The sequence below is a fragment of the Amycolatopsis thermalba genome (assembly GCF_003385215.1).
GTDB classification, from domain to species: domain Bacteria; phylum Actinomycetota; class Actinomycetes; order Mycobacteriales; family Pseudonocardiaceae; genus Amycolatopsis_E; species Amycolatopsis_E thermalba.
Map to the genome: position 1 here is coordinate 58,897 of NZ_PQHW01000005.1, position 17,652 is coordinate 76,548.

A 17,652-nucleotide genomic window follows, 5' to 3' on the forward strand; every position below is an offset into this window, starting at 1 on the left:
CCCCGGTTCAGCCGTCCACGAGCAGGCCGCGCAGGGGGCCCTGCAGCCGTTCCGCGCGGCGGGACACCCCGGGGAGCAGCACGAGCCGGTGCGTGCGCGGTTCGCCACGGCGTTCCCGCTCGGCCTGGTCCTCGGCGATCGGGCGCCACAGGGTGTCGACGACGTGCGCCGGGTCGGTGTCCAGCTCCGGCGCGGGGCGTCTCAGGTGCTCGGCCCACAGGCGCAGGCGCGTGGCCCGGATCAGGTCGCGGTCGTCGGTCGCGACGTTGACCTCGGTGTCGTTGAACAGGGAGTGCTCGTTGAGGTTGGCCGAGCCGATCGTCATCCACTCGTCGTCGACGATGCCCAGTTTGGCGTGCACGTACACCGGCGCGGCGGAGTCGCCGTCGTGGCTGCTGATCGTGGTGGCCAGCAGGCGGCGGTTGCCGTCGTCGGCGTCCAGCAGCCGGCCGAGCTGGCCGCGGGTGGTGTCCGCGCCGTTGCTCGGTTTGCGCGGCAGCAGCAGGACCACGCGGAAGTCGTCGTCCGGCGGGTGGCACAGCTTGTCGATCAGCACCTCGGCGATCTCCGGTGACCAGAGGAACTGGTTCTCCAGGTACACCAGCCGCCGGGCCGAGCGCAGGGCGCGCAGGTAGGCGTCGAGGATGGTGAACTCGCCCCGCGGGGCGAAGGCGTAGGTCTTGTCCGGCACCGTGCGCAGCAGTTGCACGTTGCTGGTGCCGGCCGGCTCCGGCACCGCGGGACGGGGCAGGTCCTCGCCCGCCACCTCGGTCCACCGCTGCCGGAAGTGCCCGGCCACGTCGGCGACGACCGGTCCGCGCAGGCGGGTCATCAGGTCGTGCCAGCCGATCGGCCGGTCCGGCGGGTGTTCGGGGCTGTCGTGGCGATCGCCCTCCAGCGCGGTGAAGTCCACCCCGCCGACGAAGGCGACCTCGTCGTCGACGACGACGAGTTTCTCGTGGTGGCAGTGCATCGTCCGTTCGCGCCCGTCGAGAACGCACCGGACGGCGGTGTTTTCGGTGAACTTGCGCCGCTCCGCGCGCACGAGCCCGCGGGTGGGCTGGAAGGCGGGCACCGGCGGACCGGCCCACACGAGCAGCCGCACGTCGACGCCGCGCTGGGCGGTCGAGGCGAGCAGGTCGCGCAGGGTCGGCGCGTCCGGTTCGCGAGTGAGGCGGAAGTCCGGGCTGGCGTGCCAGTTGGCGATGTGGACGTGGGACTTCGCGCCGCGGATCGCGGCGGCGATGGCGGGCAGCGCTTCTTCCCCGTCGACCAGCACCTCCAGGCGGTTGCCGTGCCGGATGGCGGCGCGCCCGCCGAAGCGGTCCTCGGCGCCGGTGGGTTCGAGGACCTCCCCCCAGCCGAGCCGGCGCAGGCGGCGTTCGTGGTGGGAGCAGAGCGCGTGTTCCAACCCGTCGCCGAGCCGTTCGTCCACCTTGTCCAGGAGCGAGCGGAACGTCTTCATTCCTCCCATGTCACTACAGATCGGGCCGCTCCGCCGGGCAAGATGGGCGGATGCACGAGTGGCGGCGGCAACGCGAGGCGCTGCGCGGCTGGGAAGGACGGTGGTCCGCGGACTTCGCCGAGCGCGGCCACGCGGTGACGATCGAGGTCGAGCCCGGTGCGGAGCCCCCCACCGGCGCGCGGTGGCAGCGCGCGGACACCGGTGCGATCCAGCAGGAGATCCGGTTCGTGCCACCCGGCCCGGCGAGCCCGGTCCTGGGAGCGGGACCGGCGGCAACGGCACTGGCTCTCGGAGGTGGACCCGGCCGACCACGCGATCGCCGTGCTGACCGCCCTTCTCCGTCGACCGCTAGGCGCCTGTCAAGCCTTCCGCGGCGACGAGATGAAGTTCACGCCCCATACCTAGCGCTCGTTCAGTCGCGTTATCGTCGCCCCTACCCAGGGACACCGGAAGGGGCTGACGCAATGGTGCGCACGCGGTTCTGCGACGTCTTCGGGGTCGAGTACCCGATCGTGCAGGGCGGGATGCAGTGGGTGGGCCGCGCGGAGCTGACCTCGGCCGTGGCGAACGCCGGCGGGCTCGGCTTCCTCACCGCGCTGACGCAGCCCACGCCCGAGGACCTGGCGAAGGAGATCGCCCGGTGCCGGGAGATGACCGACAAGCCCTTCGGCGTCAACCTGACCATCCTGCCCGCCATCAACCCGCCGCCGTACGCCGAGTACCGCGATGTCATCGTCGAGTCCGGGATACCGGTGGTGGAGACCGCGGGCTTCAACCCGGCCGAGCACCTGCCGGCCTTCCGCGCGGGCGGGGTCAAGGTGCTGCACAAGTGCACCAGCGTCCGGCACGCCGTGAAGGCCCAGGAACTCGGCGTGGACGGCATCTCCATCGACGGCTTCGAGTGCGCCGGGCACCCGGGCGAGGACGACATCCCCGGCCTGGTCCTGATCCCGGCCGCCGCGGAGAAGATCACCATCCCGATGATCGCCTCCGGCGGGTTCGGCGACGCCCGCGGGCTGGTCGCCGCGCTGGCGCTGGGCGCGGACGGCATCAACATGGGCACCCGTTTCCTCGCCACGGCCGAAGCCCCGGTGCACGACAACGTCAAGAAGCAGCTCGTCGCCAACAGCGAGCGGGACACCGAGCTGATCTTCCGCCCGCTGCGCAACACCGCCCGCGTCGCCCGCAACTCGATCTCCACCGAGGTCGTCTCGATCCTGAACCGGGGTGGGAAGTTCGAGGACGTGCGCGATCTGGTCGCCGGCGCCCGCGGCCGCCGCGTGTTCGAAGACGGCGACCTCGAACTGGGCATCTGGTCGGCGGGCATGGTGCAGGGCATCATCGACGACGTGCCCACCGTGGCCGAGCTGATCGAGCGCATCGTCACCGAGGCCCGCGACCTCATCGGACGGCTCGCGAGCGTCCTGAACTGACTGTCGCCACCGGGCGACTGGTCGCGCCGCCGATCATGCCCGGGTGGGACGGGTTCAGCGTCCGGTCCTGGTTGCGCGACCACTACGACGCCCCGGTCTGGGTCGACAACGACGCGAACCTGATGGCGTTCGGCGAGTGGACCAAGGGCGAGCCGCGGGACGGCCGGGACCTGCTGTTCCTCAAGGTGGGCACGGGGGTCGGCGCCGGGCTGATCGTGCGCGGCCGGGTGCTGCGCGGCCAGCAGGGCGCGGCCGGCGACATCGGGCACATCCACGTGACCGACGACCCCGCCGCCGGGTGCCGGTGCGGCCGCACCGGGTGCCTGGAAGCCGTCGCCAGCGGGTGGGCCATCCTCCGCCGGGCCACGGAGCGCGCGGCGGACAGCCCGGTGTTGTCGGCGGTGCTGCGGGAACGCGGCGAGATCAAGGGCGGCGACCTCGGCGAGGCGGTGCGGGCGGGAGATCCGCTGGCGGTCCGGCTGGTCGACGAGGCGTCCGAGGTGATCGCCGGGGTGACCGCGAACCTGCTGAACTTCTGCAACCCCGGCGTGCTCGTGGTGGGCGGCGGCGTGCTGCGCACCGGGACGCGGTTCCTGGACCAGTTGTCGCGCACGGTGCTCCAGCGGTGCACCGACCTGGTGCGGCGTGACCTGACCATCCGGGCCGCGTCACCGGACCACCTCGAAGGCGTCACCGGCGCCGGTCTGCTGGCCGCGGAGAACCTGCTCGCCCCGCCCGCGCTCAGCCGGTGGATCGACCGGGGCACCCCGCTCGGGCAGGCCGCTCTGCTCCAGCGGTTCTCGGCCGACCTGGCCTGACCGCCCGTCCCGGCCCGGCGGCACGAGCGCGCGCCCGGCCTCGCCGAACACCTCGCGCATCCAGCGGTGCTCCGGGTCGTCCTCGTGCATCGGGTGCCACCACAGCGCCTCCACCAGCGGAACCGGTTCGAACGGGCACGGCAGCACCCGCACCCCGTCCACACCGGACAGCCGCGCGGCGAGGTGCCCCTGGATCAGGCCGATCCGCTCCGTGCCGGCGACCAGGTGGGGCAGCGCGAGGAAGCTCTCCACCACGGCGGTCACCCGCGGCTCGACCCCGAGCGCCTGCAGCTGCCGCGCGACCGTGGTGAACGCCGTCGCCGACAGGTAGGTGAACACCCACGGCAGCTTCCGCAGGTCGTCCATCGTCAGGACGTCGCCGACCCGCTCGTTGCCCGTCGCGACGACGCAGCACCACGTGTCGGAGAACAGGTCGGCGTGCGGGGTGCCGTGCAGGAACCCGTGCGGCAACAGCACCGCGTCGGCCCCGCGCAGGCTCTCCGGCGCCTGGTCCACAACGGACGGTGTGGTGGGCTCGAACCGCAACCGCATCCCCGGCGCGCGCTCGTCCAGGATCGCGCCGACCGCGCCGCCCAGGACGGCCATCACGTAGTCCGACGCCAGGATCCGGAACTCCCGTCCGGAGGTGGCCGGGTCGAAGCCCGGGTGACGGCTGAACGCCTGCCGGACCCCGGTCAGCGCGGCCTCGGCGCGCGGGCGCAGCTGCGCGGCCAGCGGAGTCAGCTCGTAGGCGTTGCCGTTGCGGACCAGCAGCTGGTCGCCGAAGTGCCGGCGCAGCCGGGCGAGCGAGGAGCTGAGCGCGGGCTGGCTGAGCTCCAGCCGCCCGGCGGCGCGCGTGACGCTCTTCTCGCGCAGCAGCGCGTCGAGCGGGACGAGGAGGTTCAGGTCCAGGTTCGTGAGGTTCACGGTCTCCCTCTCCGTTCGCCGTTGACTCGGGGACGCGGAGCAGTCTAACCTCAAATCAGAATCATCATGTTAAATTTATTTCTGATCGACCACTGGAGGTCGCCGTGCACTTCTCCGCGTTCCTGACCACCCGGTCCTCCGGTCCCGCCGACGACCGGCCCGTCATCAGGGCGATGGTCGACCACGCGGTGGAGGCCGAGCGGCTCGGTTTCGACGCCGTCTTCCTGCCCGACCACCACTTCACCGGCTACGCGCCGCCGGCCAGCGACCCGATGATGTTCGCGGCCTACCTCGCCGCGAAGCTGCCCCGGTTGCACTTCGGGTTCTCCGTGCAGACCATCCCGCTGCACCACCCGGTGCGCTTCGCCGAACGGCTCAACCTCATCGACCAGCTCACCGACGGCAAGGTCCTCGTCGGCACCGGCAGCGGGACCACGCCCGAGGAGATGATCGGCCTGGGGATCAACTACCGGGACACGGCCGGACTGTCGGTGTCCAATCTGGAGATCGTGGAACGCCTGTGGGCCAAGCAGATCTCCGATCCACCGGTCGAGTTCGACAACGGGCACTACCGCGGCTCGGTCGTCTCCCGGATCGTGCCCGCCCCCTATTCCCCGGAGGGCCCGCGGCTGATGTCGGTCGCGGCCCGCCCGTCGAGCACGCAGCGCGCCGCGGACAAGGCGCAGCCCGCGTTCATCCTGGCCTTCACCCCGCCGACCATCGACGACGGACGGCCGCTGGAGCACCTGCGCCGCTACTTCCAGGCCTACCGCGAGGCGCTGGAGGCGGCCGGGCACGACGAGGCACGCGTGGCCCGTGCCATCGACTGGACCACCCACACCTACCAGCACGTGCACGTCGCCGAGACCGACGAGCAGGCCGAGGAGGAGCTGCAACTGCTCATGGAGCAGTACCAGGAGGCCATCGAGCGCGAGCACGTGGCGAACCTGGCCGCGGAGCGGATCACCGGCGTGACCATGCCTCCGCCGCCGGACGCCCGCAAACCCGGCTACCAGCGCACCTGGTGCCTGTGGGGCAGCCCGGAGACCGTCACCGAGCACCTGCGTGAGATCGCGGGCATCGGCATCGGCAACGTGCTCGGCGGGTTCCTCGGCGGCCCGCTGACCCCGGAGCGGGTCGCCCTCGGCCGCCGGTCGATGGAGCTGTTCGCCACCCGCGTCATGCCGCACTTCCGGACGGCGGCGTGACCGGCGCCCTGGATCCGGCGCGCCGGGCGGCCCTGACGGCGGGGGAGACCGGGTACCGCACCCCGGCCGAGCCCGCCGCCGGGCTGCGGCCGATGTACCTGGTGGACGGTCCGCTCGGCCTGGTCAGCCCCACTTTCGACGAGCGCGAGACGTCGCTGCTGCTGCCGAGCGGGATCGCGCTGGGCGCCACCTGGGACCCGGACGTCGTGCGGTCGGTCGCGGCCGCCGAGGGGGCGGAGGCCCGCCGCCGCGGCTTCGACGCGGTCTACGCCCCCAACCTCAACCTGGCCCGCACCGGGTTGTCCGGGCGGACGTTCGAGATGCTGTCGGAGGACCCGCTGCTCGCCGGGGTGCTGGGCGCGGCGTTCGTCGAGGGCCTGCAGGGGCAGGGCGTCGCCGCGGTGCCGAAGCACCTGGTGTGCAACGACACCGAGACCGAGCGGCAGCGGATGAGCGCCGATGTCGACGACACGGCCCTGCGCGAGGTGTACCTGCGGCCGTTCGAGCTCGCCGTGCGCGCGGGGGCCTGGGCGCTGATGACCGCCTACAACCGTCTCAACGGGACGCCGTGCGCGGCGCACGCCGAGCTGCTGGCGATCGTCAAGGGCGAATGGGGGTTCGACGGGCTGGTGATCTCCGACTACTTCGCCCTGCACGAAACCCTCGGGCCCGCGCTCGCCGGGCTCGATCTCGAGATGCCCGGCCCGGCGATCCACTTCGGAGCCCGCTTGGCGGAGGCCGTCGAGCGTGGGGAAGTGCCGCAGGCGCGTGTCGACGACGCCGTGACCCGGTTGCTGCGGCTCGCCGGGCGGGTGGGCGCGCTCGAGGGCAGCGAGCGGCAGGTCAGCGCTCCGGCCGTGCCCGCGGGCCGCGCACATGAGGTGCTGGTGGAGGCGGCCGTGGCGGCGTTCGTCCTGTGCCGCAACGAGGACGTGCTCCCGCTGGACCCGGCGGTCCGGCGGCTCGCGGTGATCGGGCCGAACGCCGACCGGCCGTGCTTCCAGGGCGCGACGTTCGGCCGCATCCGTCCCGGCGGGGGTGTCACCACCCCGGTGGAGGCGGTGCGCAAGCGCTTTCCCGGCGAGGTGGTGCACGAGCGCGGGGTGCCACCCGCGCCGCTGGGCGGGTTCGCCGTGTCCACTCCGGACGGACGGCCGGGTGTGCTGCTGGAGCACTTCCGGGGCGGGGAGCTGGTGCTGTCCGAGGTGCGTGCGGACAGCACGTTCATCTGGTTCGGTGACGTGCCGGGCGCCGGGCCGACCACCGAACCGGGGACGCTGCGGCTGACCGCGGTGTTCACGCCTGCGGACAGCGGGCGGTGGACCTTCGGGGCGGGTGGTTCCGGCGCCACCACGCTGTCGGTCGGCGGGACGGTGCTGGCGTCGCGGCCGGCCCCCGCCCCGGGTGACCTGATGGGGCAGGTCGCGCGCGCGGAGACCACCGGCGCCGGCATCGAGCTGCGGGCCGGGGAACCGGTGACCGTGGTCGCCGAGATGGTCTCGGCGGGCAGCCGGGTGCAGGCGCTGACAGTGTCCTGCACGCCGCCCTCGGCGCCCGGGGCGCTGGAGCGGGCGCGGCGGCTGGCGGCGGAGGCCGACGCGGTGGTCCTCGTGGTCGGGGACGAGCTGGAAACCTCGCGGGAGAGCCGGGATCTGGCCTCCTCGGCGCTGCCTGCCGCGCATCGGGAGCTGATCCGCGAGGTCGGCCGGGTCAACCCGCGGACCGTGGTGGTCGTGAACGCGGGCCGGCCGGTGGACGCGCCGTGGGCCGGGGACGTCGGCGCGGTGCTGCAGGGCTGGTTCGCCGGGCAGGGCTTCGGGGAAGCGCTCGCGCGGGTGCTCGCGGGCGACGACGAGCCCGGCGGGCGGATGCCGGTGAAGATCCCGCTGCGCGACGAGGACCGGTCCACGCACGGGGAGGTGCTGGACGCGGACCTGCGCCGGGACTACACCGCCGCCGAGCCGACGGGCTACCGGCACCTCGCACGCAGCGGCGCGCGGGCGCGGTTCGCGTTCGGCTCCGGGCTCGGTTACACGACGTTCCGCTTCGGTCCCGCGGCGGTGGACCGAGCCGGGGTGCGGGTGCCGGTGACCAACACGGGATCGCGGCGGGGGCGCGAGGTGGTGCAGGTCTACGTCCGGGCACCAGGAAAGGAGGATGCGCGACTGGCGGGATTCACCGGCGTGCGACTGGACCCGGGCGAGACGGCGGAGGTGACGGTCCCCCTGGACGAGCGAACGTGGCACCGCTGGCGCGAGGGCCGGTGGGTGGTGCCGCCCGGGGTGCACGAGGTGCTGGTGGCACGATCCGCAGAGGAGATCACCCAGGTCCTGCACCGCGAGTGGTGACCCGGTGGTGGCGGCGCGAGGGCCGGTGGGTGGTGCCGCCCGGGATGCACGAGGTGCTGGTGGCACGATCCGCAGAGGAGATCACCCAGGTGCTGCACCGCGAGTGGTGACGGTGGGGGGACCCCGCGTCCCCCCACCCACCGGTCAGCCGAAGCTCATCTTCACGTCGCTGACGTACCAGGTCGCGTCCAGTTGCCGCAGCGCGAGGCTGAGCCGGACCGACTCGGCCCCGGTGGCGCCGATCGACTGCAGGTCCCGCAGCGAGTGCCCGTTCACGAGCACGTCCGTGTCCGGCACGAGAGCGGTCGCGCCCTGCGGGGTGACCTCGGCGACCGTGACCTGCGCCGGCAGGGTCACGACGTCCTTCCGCCACGCCTCGCGCAGGCCGTCGAGCGTGGAGCCGGCTTGGGCGCACGTCTCCGGGCTCACCCGCTTCGGGGGCTCCGTGCCCTCGTCGACCATCAGCTCACACGCCGCGTCGTACCGGTTCTCCAGCACCGCGCTCACCCACGCCGCGGTCACCGCCGCCGGCGTCGTGGCAGCGGCGCCGGCCGCCGGGGACGAGGGCGCGGTGGCCGCCGGCGCCTGGCTGCCACAAGCCGTCACGACGAACACCGTCGCGACACCGAGGACCATGCGTACGCCCCGCACGCGGCCGGGGCTGTCATTCCTGGAAATGGGACTTCTCCGCTCGAACTCGGGTTGGGGAAGCGGACGATACTCCGCCCCCGATCGCGTCCTTAGTGGACCAGCGACCGCGCGGCAGGCGGCGTAAGCGGTGCGCCCGAACAGCTCAGCGGGTCAGAGCCCGGCCGCGATCTCGCCGATCGCCCGCAACGACGTCATCGAATCGGTCGTCGGCACGTACTCCAGCCCGAACGGTCCCGCGTAGCCCAGCTCCCGCAGCTCGCGCAGCCGCGCCGCCCAGTCGACCGTCCCGGTGCCCGGTTCGGTGCGATCGGGCAGGTCGGCGATCTGCACGTGCGACACCAGATCCATCGCACCGGCCACCTCCCGCGCCGGCGTCTCGCCCATCTGCAGCGAGTGGTAGGCGTCGTAGAGCAGGGCGAGCCCGGGCGAGCCGACCTCGCGCACCGCGGCCAGGCACTCGGCCGTCGTGTCGAACAGGGTGCCCGGGTGGTCCACCTTCGTGTTCAGGTTCTCCAGCACGATCGTGACACCGCGCGCGGCGGCGATCTCGGCGCCGGCCTTCAGCGCCTCGACCACGATGCCGTGCTGCACGGCCCGCTTCAGGTACGGCAGGCCGACGCCGGAACCGGTCACGATCCGGGTGCAGCCCAGCCGGTTCGCCACCGCCACCGCCTCGCGCACGTGCGCGAGGAACCCCTCGTGCGTCTTCGCGTCCGCGAGCGTCAGCCGTCCCTCGATCAGCATCGTGTGCAGCGTCGAACCGGTGGACGCGAGGGCCTTTTCGAGGTGGTCGAGGTCCTTGTCGCTGTGCGACCAGATCTCCACGACGTCGAAACCGTGGTCGGCGGCCGCGCGGACGCGGTCCCCGGGGTCGTCCCCGGCTTCGCGGAACAGCAGCTCGATGTTGACGGACAGGGGAAGTGACACGGGATCTCCCAGTTTCAGTTGCGGTCGAACAGACGTTGCGCGTACCAGCCGTTGAGCATCGCGCTGCGGGCCGGGTTGGGCGTCTGCTCGCTTTCGAACACCGCCCAGCCGGACCAGTCGCGCAGCAGCGCGGCCACCGCGGGGAAGTCCACCAGGCCGCCGCGCGTGCCGCATTCGTAGAACCAGCGCTCGATCTCCCGGGCGCCGCCTTCGGACAGCATGCTCGCCTCGGCGTGCGGGGCGAACCGCTCACCGGTCTCGTCGACGTGACGGGTGTCCTTCAGGTGCAGGTGGTCCACGCGGTCGAGGTGGTCGCCGAGCACCCGTACCGGGTCGAGCCCGGCGACCGTCAGCTCGGCGGTGTCCACGGTGAGCCCGACCAGGGCCGGGTCGGTGCCCTCCAGTAGCCCGGCGAGCACCTTCTCGTCGGCCGCCGCGGACAGGCAGTCCACGTGCAGCGACACGCGCACCCCGGACTCCGCCGCCATCGCGCCGACCACGTTCCACCCGTCGGCCGCGTCGGAAAGGCGGCCGTCGGTCAGCGTGCCGTGCGCGGGCAGCGCCCGCACCACCAGCCGGTCGGCGCCGGCGTCGGCGAGGAACTCCGCGAACGGCCGCAGGGACTCCGCGATCGCGGCGTGCTGGGCGTGGTCCAGAATGGACCGTCCGCGGCTCAGCTCCTCGTCCACCGGCTCGCCCGGATCGACGTAGTAGGAGCACACCCGCAGCCCGATGTCCCGCACCAGGGCGAGGAAGGCGGCGGTGGACCCGTAGGTGGCCGCGATCGAGGAGGGCCGGCCGAGCGGGTCCCAGCGGCCGGTGCCCGCCCGCAGCTCGACGCCGGTGAAGCCGCACGCGGCGATCACCTTCAGCGCGCGCCGGTGCTGCTCGGGCCGGGTGAAGTCGTCGAAGTTCGGCTTCCACTGGTTGATGGCGTATCCCAGGCGGACGGTCATGCGGAGATCTCCGAGAGGACGGTGCGGGCGTACCACATGGACAGTGCGGTGGCCTCGGCGTAGTCGCCGCCGATGTTGGCCTTGTCGTGCTCCACGGTGATCCAGCCGGTGTAGCCGGTGTCCCGGATCGCGCGCATCAGCCGCGGGAAGTCGACCAGCCCGCCCTCGGTGCCCATCTCGTGGAACCAGCGGTCGGTCTGCGGAGCCATCAGCTCGGCGTCCGGGCTGTGCCGGTACGCCTGTGTGGTGTCCACCTGGCGGGTGTCCTTGAAGTGGAAGCCGGAGCAGCGCTCGTGCAGGTCGAGGAACAGCGCGACCGGGTCGATCCCGGCGATGCAGTGCTGGGCGGTGTCGCAGAAGAAGCTCACGTACCGCGGGTCGGACCAGTCGTAGAACTTGCGGATGTCGGCCTCGGTGCGGATGGCGCAGAAGAACTCGTGGTGCGCCGTGGTCCGCACCCCGAACTCGGTCAGCGTCATCTCGCCGACGCGGCTCCAGCACTCCGCCGCGGCCTTGATCTTGTCGTCGGTCACCGGCGCGGCCGCGGTGTAGAGGCTCGCCGGCATCACGATCAGGTTCTCGATGTCGAGCGCCTGCCACATCCCCAGCATCCGCCGCGTGCTCTCCACGATCTCGTCGTGCGTCTCGCGCACGTGCGGATCGGCCAGGCGCGGGTCGTACATGATGCCGCGGAACAGGTTGACGATCTTGTCGATGCCGTGGCCGCGCAGGTAGTCCTGGTAGTTCGCGACCGAGCCGAACATGCCGCTCAGCGCGAAGACCTGGAAGTCGAACATGTCCAGGCCCGCGAAGCCGACCGCGCTGATCTGCTTCACGAAGTCGTCCATGTGGCGGCGGGCCGAGTACTGCGTCACCGGGCCACGCGGGCTGTCCACCCGCCAGTGGTCCATGTAGCTCCAGCGGAGCGTGGTCATCGTCGATCAACTCCGAAACGTCGGGTGCACCAGTGAAACATAATTATTATTTTGATTCTAGTCTGCGGTCCGGCAGGGCCAGCGCGCACGCGAACCCGGCCGCGAAGCACATCGCGGCGGTCGCGAACACCGGCGCGTAGGACCCGCCCGCGGCCCGGGCGACCAGGGCGCCGAGCACGGCCGCGCCGACCGTGACCCCGGCCTCCCGCACGAACGCCAGTCCCGCGGTGACCGCCCCGGCCCGCCGGGCCCCGCCCGCGTCCTGCGCCACCACGACGACGATCTGCATGAACAGCCCGGTGCCGAGCCCGAGCAGCGCGAGCAGCGCCGCGACGACCGGCAGGGGTGCCTCGCCGATCGACGCCAGTGCCGCTGCCGCGCCGCCGGACAGCGCGCACCCCGCGACGGGGAAGGGCCGCCACGCGCCCCATCGGCGTACCGCGAACCCGGACGCGTTGACCCCGGCGACGATCCCGGCGGTCACCGGCAGCAGCAGGAGACCGCCGGTGGTCGCCGAGGTCCGGTACACCTCCTGCACCCAGGTCGGCACGTAGGCCAGCACCCCGAACAGGCCGATCCCGCCGGCCAGGGCCAGCAGGCAGCACAGCAGCACCGTGCGGTCCCGCGCCAGCGTCACCGGCAGGACCGGATCGGCGGCCCGGCGCTCCCAGGCCAGCGCGGCCGCCGCGACCACCGCCGTGCCCGCGGCCGCCGTCACCGTGGCCGCGTGCCAGCCGGTTTCGGCGACCGCGGTGGTGACCAGGACGAGCCCGTTGGCCGCTGCGGCGAGCAGTACGGCGCCGGTGGTGTCGAACCGCGCCTGCGCGTCCGGCCGCCGCCCGGCCGGGACCGCGGCGATCACCGGCGCCGCCGCGGCCGCGCCGAGCGGGAGGTTCAGCCAGAAGATCCAGCGCCACGAGGCCAGGTCGGTCAGCCAGCCGCCGAGCAGGGGCCCGGCCACCGTCGCCACGGCGTACACCGCGCCGAGCGGCCCCAGGAACGCGGTCCGCTCCCGGGCCGGCACCGCCCCGGCGACGACCGCCTGCGGGAGCACCAGCAGCCCGGCGCCGCCGAGCCCCTGCGCCAGCCGCGCGGCGGCCAGGAACTCGACGTTCCCGGCGAGCCCGCAGGCGCCGGAGGAGATCACGAAGACGCCGATCGACAGCGCCAGCACCCGGCGGTGCCCGAAGCGGTCGCCCAGCGCCCCGGCGGCCGGCATCGCGGCGGTCAGGGCCAGCGCGTACGCGGTGACGACCCACGAGACGCGCGACGGCGCGCCCAGTTCGGTCACGATCGCCGGCAGGGCGGTGGCGACGATGGTCTGGTCGAGCGCGCCGAGTGCGGTGACGAGGACGAGGCAGGCGAACAGGGCACGGCGCCCGGTGGCGGTCGTGGACACGGGAAGACTCCTGGAACCGACGGCGGCGACCGGGCGCGGGGAGGGGTCGGCTCCCCGGCGGGCGGCTCGGCGGCACACCCCGCCGTCACCGGGAGTATGCACCACGTACGCACCGGTCCGGCGCGCTCGGCGACGCGTTTCCGCAGGTCAGTCCGGCGGCATCGCTGTCGTGGATAAGCAGAATCCGAACTACGAATTTCCTTTATGCTGTCGGCGTGCCGCATCGTGGTCGGTGTCTTCCCCGGCGCCACGACGGCGCCGTTGTGCGCAAAGGAGCGGCACTGTGGACATCACCAGCGACGTCACCGCCCGGGTGACGCCCGGGCGCGCGGTCCGGCTCGGATGGCGGGAGAAGCTCGGCTACGGAGCCGGCGACCTCGCCTCGAACCTCTCCTGGAACCTCGTCGGCGGGTTCCTGCTCTACTACTACACCGACGTGGCCGTGGTGCCGGTCGCCGCGCTCGGCACCCTGTTCCTGGTCGCCCGCCTGCTGGACGCGATCATCGATCCGGCGATCGGGGTCCTGGTCGACCGCACGCGGTCGCGCTGGGGCAAGGCCCGTCCCTACCTCGTCTTCGCGTCGATCCCGTTCGGCGTCCTCGGCGTGCTCACCTTCACCGTCCCCGACCTCGGCGACGCCGGGAAGCTGATCTACGCGTTCCTCACCTACCTCACGCTGGGCCTGCTGTTCTCGCTGGTCAACGTCCCGTACAGCTCGCTGCTGCCGATGATGACGCGGGATCCCCAGGAGCGGATGCAGATGGGCGGGCTGCGCGCGATCGGCAGCTCGGTCGGGTCGATCATCGTCACCGCGGGCACCACGCCGTTCGTGGCGCTGCTCGGCGGCGGCGACGAGCAGCGCGGCTGGACCATCGCCACGCTCATCTTCAGCGTGCTCAGCGTCGGCTTCTTCGTGTTCACCTTCCTGGTCTGCAAGGAGCGCTACGCCCTGCCGCCGGAGACCGACTCGCTGCGGCCGCGCGACGCGCTGCGCACCCTGTGGGGCAACCGCGTCTGGAAGATCACCTTCGTCTACGGGGTGCTCAACTTCGTGCGGCTGGGCATGGTGCTCGCGGTGACCGTCTACTTCGCACTCGCGGTGCTGCACGCGCCGTGGGCGATCTCGGTGCTGCTGCCGCTGGTGTCCGGCGCGATGATCGTCGGCGGTGTCGTGGCCCCGGCGTACTACCGCCGGTTCGGCAAGCGGCGCGGCAACATCCAGGCGCTGGGCGTCGGGTTCGTCTTCTGGGCCGCGATGATCCCGCTGGAGAGCAGCTTCCCGGCGTTCCTGACCTGCTACATCATCGCCACCCTGGCGATCAACCTGTCGATGGTCTCGATGTTCACCATGGTCGCCGACACCGTCGAGTACCAGCAGTGGCGGTTCGGCACCCGCAACGAGGGGCTGCTGTCCTCGGGCATCAGCTTCGCCACCAAGGTCGGCTCGGCGATCGGCGCGGCCGCCGTCGCCTACGGCCTGGGCGTCGCGGGATACACGCCGGGCGAGGCGAACGGCTCGGCGCTGACCGCGATCCGGGTGATGTTCTACGGCGCCCCGCTGCTGCTGATCGTGCTGCAGGCGCTGACGATGGCGTTCTGGGACCTCGACGGCAAGCACGAACGCATGGCCGAGGAGATCGACCGCGCGACCCGCGCGAAGGAGGAGGGCTGACGTGAACCCCTTCGACGGCGCCGAGTTCCGGCGCGCGTTGAGCCACTACCCGACCGGTGTCTGCGTCATCACCGCCGGCACCGGCGCCGGGATGGTGGTCGGCACGTTCACCTCGGTGTCGCTGGACCCGCCGCTGGTGGGGTTCCTGCCCGACCGGGCCAGCACGTCGTGGCCGCGGATCCGCGAGACCGGCCGCTTCTGCGCCAACGTCCTCGCCGCCGGCAGCGAACAGCTGTGCCGGGACTTCGTGCGCAAGGCGCCGGACCGGTTCGCCGTGCACGGCCTGCCCGGCCCGGCGCCGTTCGGGCCGCGGCTGTCCGGCACGGTCCTGCGGGTCGGCTGCGACATCGAAGCGGTGCGGCCGGCCGGTGACCACGAACTGGTGCTGGGCCGGGTGCGTGAGCTGGAGGTCGAACCGGACGCGGGGGAGCCGATGGTGTTCCTGCGCGGCCGCTACGCCGCGGCGGCGGTGCCGGCGTGATCCCGGTGTCGCCCGCGGTGACCGCGGTGCCGTACGGTCGGCCCGTGGAGAGCGTCAACGCCCGGGTCCGGGAGCCCAAGCAGGAGCGCAGCCGGCTGTCGTTCGACAAGGCCCTCGACGCGGTGATCGCGTTGCTGGTCGAACGCCGCTCGGACTCCTTCACCCTCGCCGACGTCGCCCAGCGCGCCGGGGTGTCCACCGGGTCGATCTACGGCCGGGTGAGCAGCAAGGACGACCTGATCCGCACCGCGCACGCCCGCGAGATGGAACGGATCGGCGACGAGCAGCGCGCGGCGTTCGCCGAGCCGGCCCCGGCGGGCGAGACGTTCGGCGAGGCGGTCGAGCGGGTCATCGGCACGGCGGCCGAGCTGCTGCGCCGCAACGCGCCGGTGCTCGGCCCGTTCATGCTGCTGGCCAACACCGACGCACAGATCGCCGAGCTGGGCGGGGCCGCGCACGCGGAGCTGCGGGAGGCGTTCGTCGCCGCGCTGGCCGAGCGGGCGGACGAGATCAGCCACCCTGAGCCGCGCCGGGCGCTGGAGTGGAGCTTCACCGTCGTCTACAGCGTGCTCGCCCGCTGGCTCGCCCTGGGCAGCACGCAGCAGGCGTCCGGCGAGGGGGAGTGGTCCGGCATCCTGGCCGACCTCGCCCGGATGGTGCTGGCCTTCCTCACCCAGCCCGCGGCACCGCGGAAGAGCCGCCGGCGCTGACGCTTCCCGCGGGGAGACCCTGGCTTTTCCCGGCGCTGGAAATTAGAATCATCATGCTGAATATGAAAGTAGAGGAGAACCCGTGAGCGCCCCTCCCGACCGCCCGCGCCGCGGCGTGAGCCTGTACTCCTTCCAGGAGGAGTACTTCCTGCGCACGATGTCCGTCGAGGACTGCGTGGCCGCCTGCGCGTCCCTGGGCGCACTGGGGATCGAGATCATTCCGGAGCAGTCGATCCCGGGCTACCCGGTGCTGACCGGCGAGTTCGTGGCGCGCTGGCACGACTGGATGGCGACCTACGGGACGACCCCGGTGGCCACCAACGCCTTCCTCGACACCAAGCTCCACGCCGGCCGCTGGCTCACCCTCGACGAGCAGGTGGCCTCGGTGCGGCGCGACATCGACATCGCCGTCCGGCTCGGGGCCGGCATCGTCAAGGCCACCATCAACTTCTCGCCCGAGGTGATGGCCGCCGCCGCGCCCTACGCCGAGGACCGCGGCGTGCGGCTGCTGCTCGAGGTGCACGCGCCGTTCCACTTCACCCACCCGTGGATCCTCGAACACCTCGCAGTGATGCACCGGTGCGGCCCGCACGTGCTCGGGCTGATGCCGGACATGGGCGTGCACGTCCGGCGGTTCCCCCGCGTGGTCAGCGAACGGGCGCTGCGCGACGGCGCCCGGCCGGATCTCGTCGACTACATCGTGCGGACCTACGACGACCACGGCGACACCCACGCGCTGATGGACATCGTCAACTACCGCGGCGGCGGGCCGGTCGAGTTCGGGCTGGCGCGCCAGGCCACCCACTACATCTGGACCGAACCGAAGGACATGCTGGAGCACCTGCCGTTCATCGGGCACGTGCAGGCGAAGTTCTACGAGATGACCGACGAGGGCACCGAGTACAGCATCCCCTACGAGGAGATCGTGCCGGTGCTCGCCGGCGGCGGGTTCACCGGCTACCTGTCCAGTGAGTACGAGGGCAACCGGCACATCCAGGACGCCTTCCCCGTCGACAGCGTCGAGCAGGTGCGCCGCCAGCAGGAGATGCTGGCGCGGCTGCTCGGCGAGACCCCCTGAGGAGATCGCAGTGTTCGACCAGTACATCGTGTGCGGCCTGCGCGCCCGTGGCCGGTCCGGCGGGGAGGTGGAGGTGCGGATGCCCTACTACCGCGGGCTCTTCCTGTCCATGGTGGAGGCCGTCGACCTCGTCCTGGACGGCACCCCGGTGCCGCCGGAGCGCACCACCTTCACCGTGCACGGCAACACCTACACCTTCGCCGAACTGCCCCGGATCACCGACGATCGGTGGGAGATGGGGGAGCGGGCGGTGCTCGGCTTCACCACCGGCGAGCCGCTGGCGCCGGGCGAGCACGACGTGGCCGTCTCCGTGCGGCTGCGGATCTCCTACATGCCGGTGCCCGGTGGCGGGCGCGACCGCAAGCGGCTGGTCCTGGCATGAGGACGTTTCCCTCCACAGTGGACGTGGCGATCGTCGGGAGTGGACCGTGCGGGGCTGCCTACGCGCGGATCCTGTCCGAGACGCGACCGCACCTGCGGCTCGCCACGTTCGAGGCCGGGCCGTTGCTCGCCGATCCGCCGGGCGTGCACGTGAAGAACATCGCCGACCCGGCCGCGCGGGAACGGGCGCAGCGGCGCTCGGAGGGGCCCGGTGGTCCGGGGCGGGGGCGCCCGGGGACCTTCCTGCTCGGGGGCTAGGAGCT

The 17,652-nt window shown here is 72.6% G+C and carries 16 protein-coding genes and 1 pseudogene; 10 read left to right on the top strand and 7 right to left on the bottom strand.

The annotated features are described in order from the left end of the window. Nucleotides 1-7 precede the first annotated feature (7 nt). The gene (locus D0D15_RS03695; RefSeq protein ID WP_094005115.1) at nt 8-1,465 is read right to left on the bottom strand and encodes a phospholipase D-like domain-containing protein; all 1,458 of its coding nucleotides are present in this window, start codon (nt 1,463-1,465) and stop codon (nt 8-10) included. A gap of 464 nt (nt 1,466-1,929) precedes the next feature. Between D0D15_RS03695 and D0D15_RS03700 the strand changes: the two genes are divergently transcribed. Together D0D15_RS03700 and D0D15_RS03705 are read left to right on the top strand one after the other, a co-directional pair. Beyond that, complete coding sequence (locus tag D0D15_RS03700) at nt 1,930-2,898, top strand: NAD(P)H-dependent flavin oxidoreductase (protein ID WP_094005114.1); 969 nt, start codon at nt 1,930-1,932, stop codon at nt 2,896-2,898. A 35-nt stretch (nt 2,899-2,933) separates the two neighbouring features. After that, nucleotides 2,934-3,557 (top strand): annotated as a pseudogene (locus D0D15_RS03705) (ROK family protein); the annotation flags it as partial. A gap of 9 nt (nt 3,558-3,566) precedes the next feature. Here the strand turns inward: D0D15_RS03705 and D0D15_RS03710 are convergent. Then, nucleotides 3,567-4,643, bottom strand: coding sequence for a LysR family transcriptional regulator (locus tag D0D15_RS03710; protein ID WP_233157217.1), 1,077 nt, complete (start codon nt 4,641-4,643; stop codon nt 3,567-3,569). Between the two features lie 104 nt (nt 4,644-4,747). Here D0D15_RS03710 and D0D15_RS03715 point away from each other — a divergent pair, with 104 nt between their 5' ends. Both D0D15_RS03715 and D0D15_RS03720 read left to right on the top strand, forming a co-directional pair. Further along, entirely contained in the window at nt 4,748-5,851 is a 1,104-nt protein-coding gene (locus tag D0D15_RS03715; RefSeq protein WP_094005112.1) for an LLM class flavin-dependent oxidoreductase, read from the top strand. After that, nucleotides 5,848-8,199 (top strand): beta-glucosidase, encoded by a 2,352-nt coding sequence (locus D0D15_RS03720; RefSeq protein WP_115944239.1) that lies wholly within the window; start codon nt 5,848-5,850, stop codon nt 8,197-8,199. The genes D0D15_RS03715 and D0D15_RS03720 overlap by 4 nt, the downstream gene beginning before the upstream one ends. A gap of 144 nt (nt 8,200-8,343) precedes the next feature. Here the strand turns inward: D0D15_RS03720 and D0D15_RS03725 are convergent, their stop codons facing one another. The 5 genes from D0D15_RS03725 to D0D15_RS03745 form a co-directional block, all read right to left on the bottom strand. Then, entirely contained in the window at nt 8,344-8,835 is a 492-nt protein-coding gene (locus D0D15_RS03725) for a hypothetical protein (protein ID WP_094005110.1), read from the bottom strand. Between the two features lie 165 nt (nt 8,836-9,000). Then, on the bottom strand, nt 9,001-9,777 hold the full coding sequence (locus D0D15_RS03730) for a TIM barrel protein (protein WP_198958199.1): 777 nt from the start codon (nt 9,775-9,777) through the stop codon (nt 9,001-9,003). 14 nt (nt 9,778-9,791) lie between these two features. Continuing rightward, nucleotides 9,792-10,733, bottom strand: coding sequence for a sugar phosphate isomerase/epimerase family protein (locus D0D15_RS36520; RefSeq protein WP_094005108.1), 942 nt, complete (start codon nt 10,731-10,733; stop codon nt 9,792-9,794). Next, complete coding sequence (locus tag D0D15_RS03740) at nt 10,730-11,668, bottom strand: sugar phosphate isomerase/epimerase family protein (protein ID WP_094005107.1); 939 nt, start codon at nt 11,666-11,668, stop codon at nt 10,730-10,732. The genes D0D15_RS36520 and D0D15_RS03740 overlap by 4 nt, the downstream gene beginning before the upstream one ends. Nucleotides 11,669-11,714: 46 nt before the next feature. Beyond that, nucleotides 11,715-13,067 carry an MFS transporter gene (locus tag D0D15_RS03745; protein ID WP_162830493.1) on the bottom strand — a complete coding sequence of 451 codons (1,353 nt, stop codon included), beginning with the start codon at nt 13,065-13,067 and terminating at the stop codon, nt 11,715-11,717. A gap of 283 nt (nt 13,068-13,350) precedes the next feature. Here D0D15_RS03745 and D0D15_RS35810 point away from each other — a divergent pair, with 283 nt between their 5' ends. The 6 genes from D0D15_RS35810 (at nt 13,351) to D0D15_RS36525 (ending at nt 17,647) form a co-directional block, all read left to right on the top strand. Beyond that, on the top strand, nt 13,351-14,739 hold the full coding sequence (locus tag D0D15_RS35810; RefSeq protein WP_158224419.1) for a glycoside-pentoside-hexuronide (GPH):cation symporter: 1,389 nt from the start codon (nt 13,351-13,353) through the stop codon (nt 14,737-14,739). A 1-nt stretch (nt 14,740) separates the two neighbouring features. Next, nucleotides 14,741-15,220: a flavin reductase family protein gene (locus D0D15_RS03755; protein ID WP_094005105.1), complete on the top strand. Its 480-nt coding sequence runs from the start codon at nt 14,741-14,743 to the stop codon at nt 15,218-15,220. Further along, a complete protein-coding gene (locus D0D15_RS03760; RefSeq protein ID WP_094005104.1) occupies nt 15,217-15,930 on the top strand; it encodes a TetR/AcrR family transcriptional regulator in 714 nt (237 codons plus the stop codon). Before D0D15_RS03755 ends, D0D15_RS03760 begins: the two co-directional genes overlap by 4 nt. An 82-nt stretch (nt 15,931-16,012) precedes the next feature. Continuing rightward, nucleotides 16,013-17,008 carry a sugar phosphate isomerase/epimerase family protein gene (locus D0D15_RS03765; protein ID WP_094005103.1) on the top strand — a complete coding sequence of 332 codons (996 nt, stop codon included), beginning with the start codon at nt 16,013-16,015 and terminating at the stop codon, nt 17,006-17,008. Nucleotides 17,009-17,018: 10 nt separating this feature from the next. Continuing rightward, on the top strand, nt 17,019-17,390 hold the full coding sequence (locus D0D15_RS03770; RefSeq protein WP_094005102.1) for a C-glycoside deglycosidase beta subunit domain-containing protein: 372 nt from the start codon (nt 17,019-17,021) through the stop codon (nt 17,388-17,390). Beyond that, nucleotides 17,387-17,647, top strand: coding sequence for a hypothetical protein (locus D0D15_RS36525; protein ID WP_208646161.1), 261 nt, complete (start codon nt 17,387-17,389; stop codon nt 17,645-17,647). Before D0D15_RS03770 ends, D0D15_RS36525 begins: the two co-directional genes overlap by 4 nt. Nucleotides 17,648-17,652 lie beyond the last annotated feature (5 nt).

Coding starts and splice junctions, on each gene's coding strand:
- D0D15_RS03740 (WP_094005107.1), bottom strand. CDS start 11,668: ATGACCACGCTCCGCTGGAGCTACATGGACCACTGGCGGGTGGACAGC.
- D0D15_RS36520 (WP_094005108.1), bottom strand. CDS start 10,733: ATGACCGTCCGCCTGGGATACGCCATCAACCAGTGGAAGCCGAACTTC.
- D0D15_RS03695 (WP_094005115.1), bottom strand. CDS start 1,465: ATGAAGACGTTCCGCTCGCTCCTGGACAAGGTGGACGAACGGCTCGGC.
- D0D15_RS03700 (WP_094005114.1), top strand. CDS start 1,930: ATGGTGCGCACGCGGTTCTGCGACGTCTTCGGGGTCGAGTACCCGATC.
- D0D15_RS36525 (WP_208646161.1), top strand. CDS start 17,387: ATGAGGACGTTTCCCTCCACAGTGGACGTGGCGATCGTCGGGAGTGGA.
- D0D15_RS03725 (WP_094005110.1), bottom strand. CDS start 8,835: ATGGTCCTCGGTGTCGCGACGGTGTTCGTCGTGACGGCTTGTGGCAGC.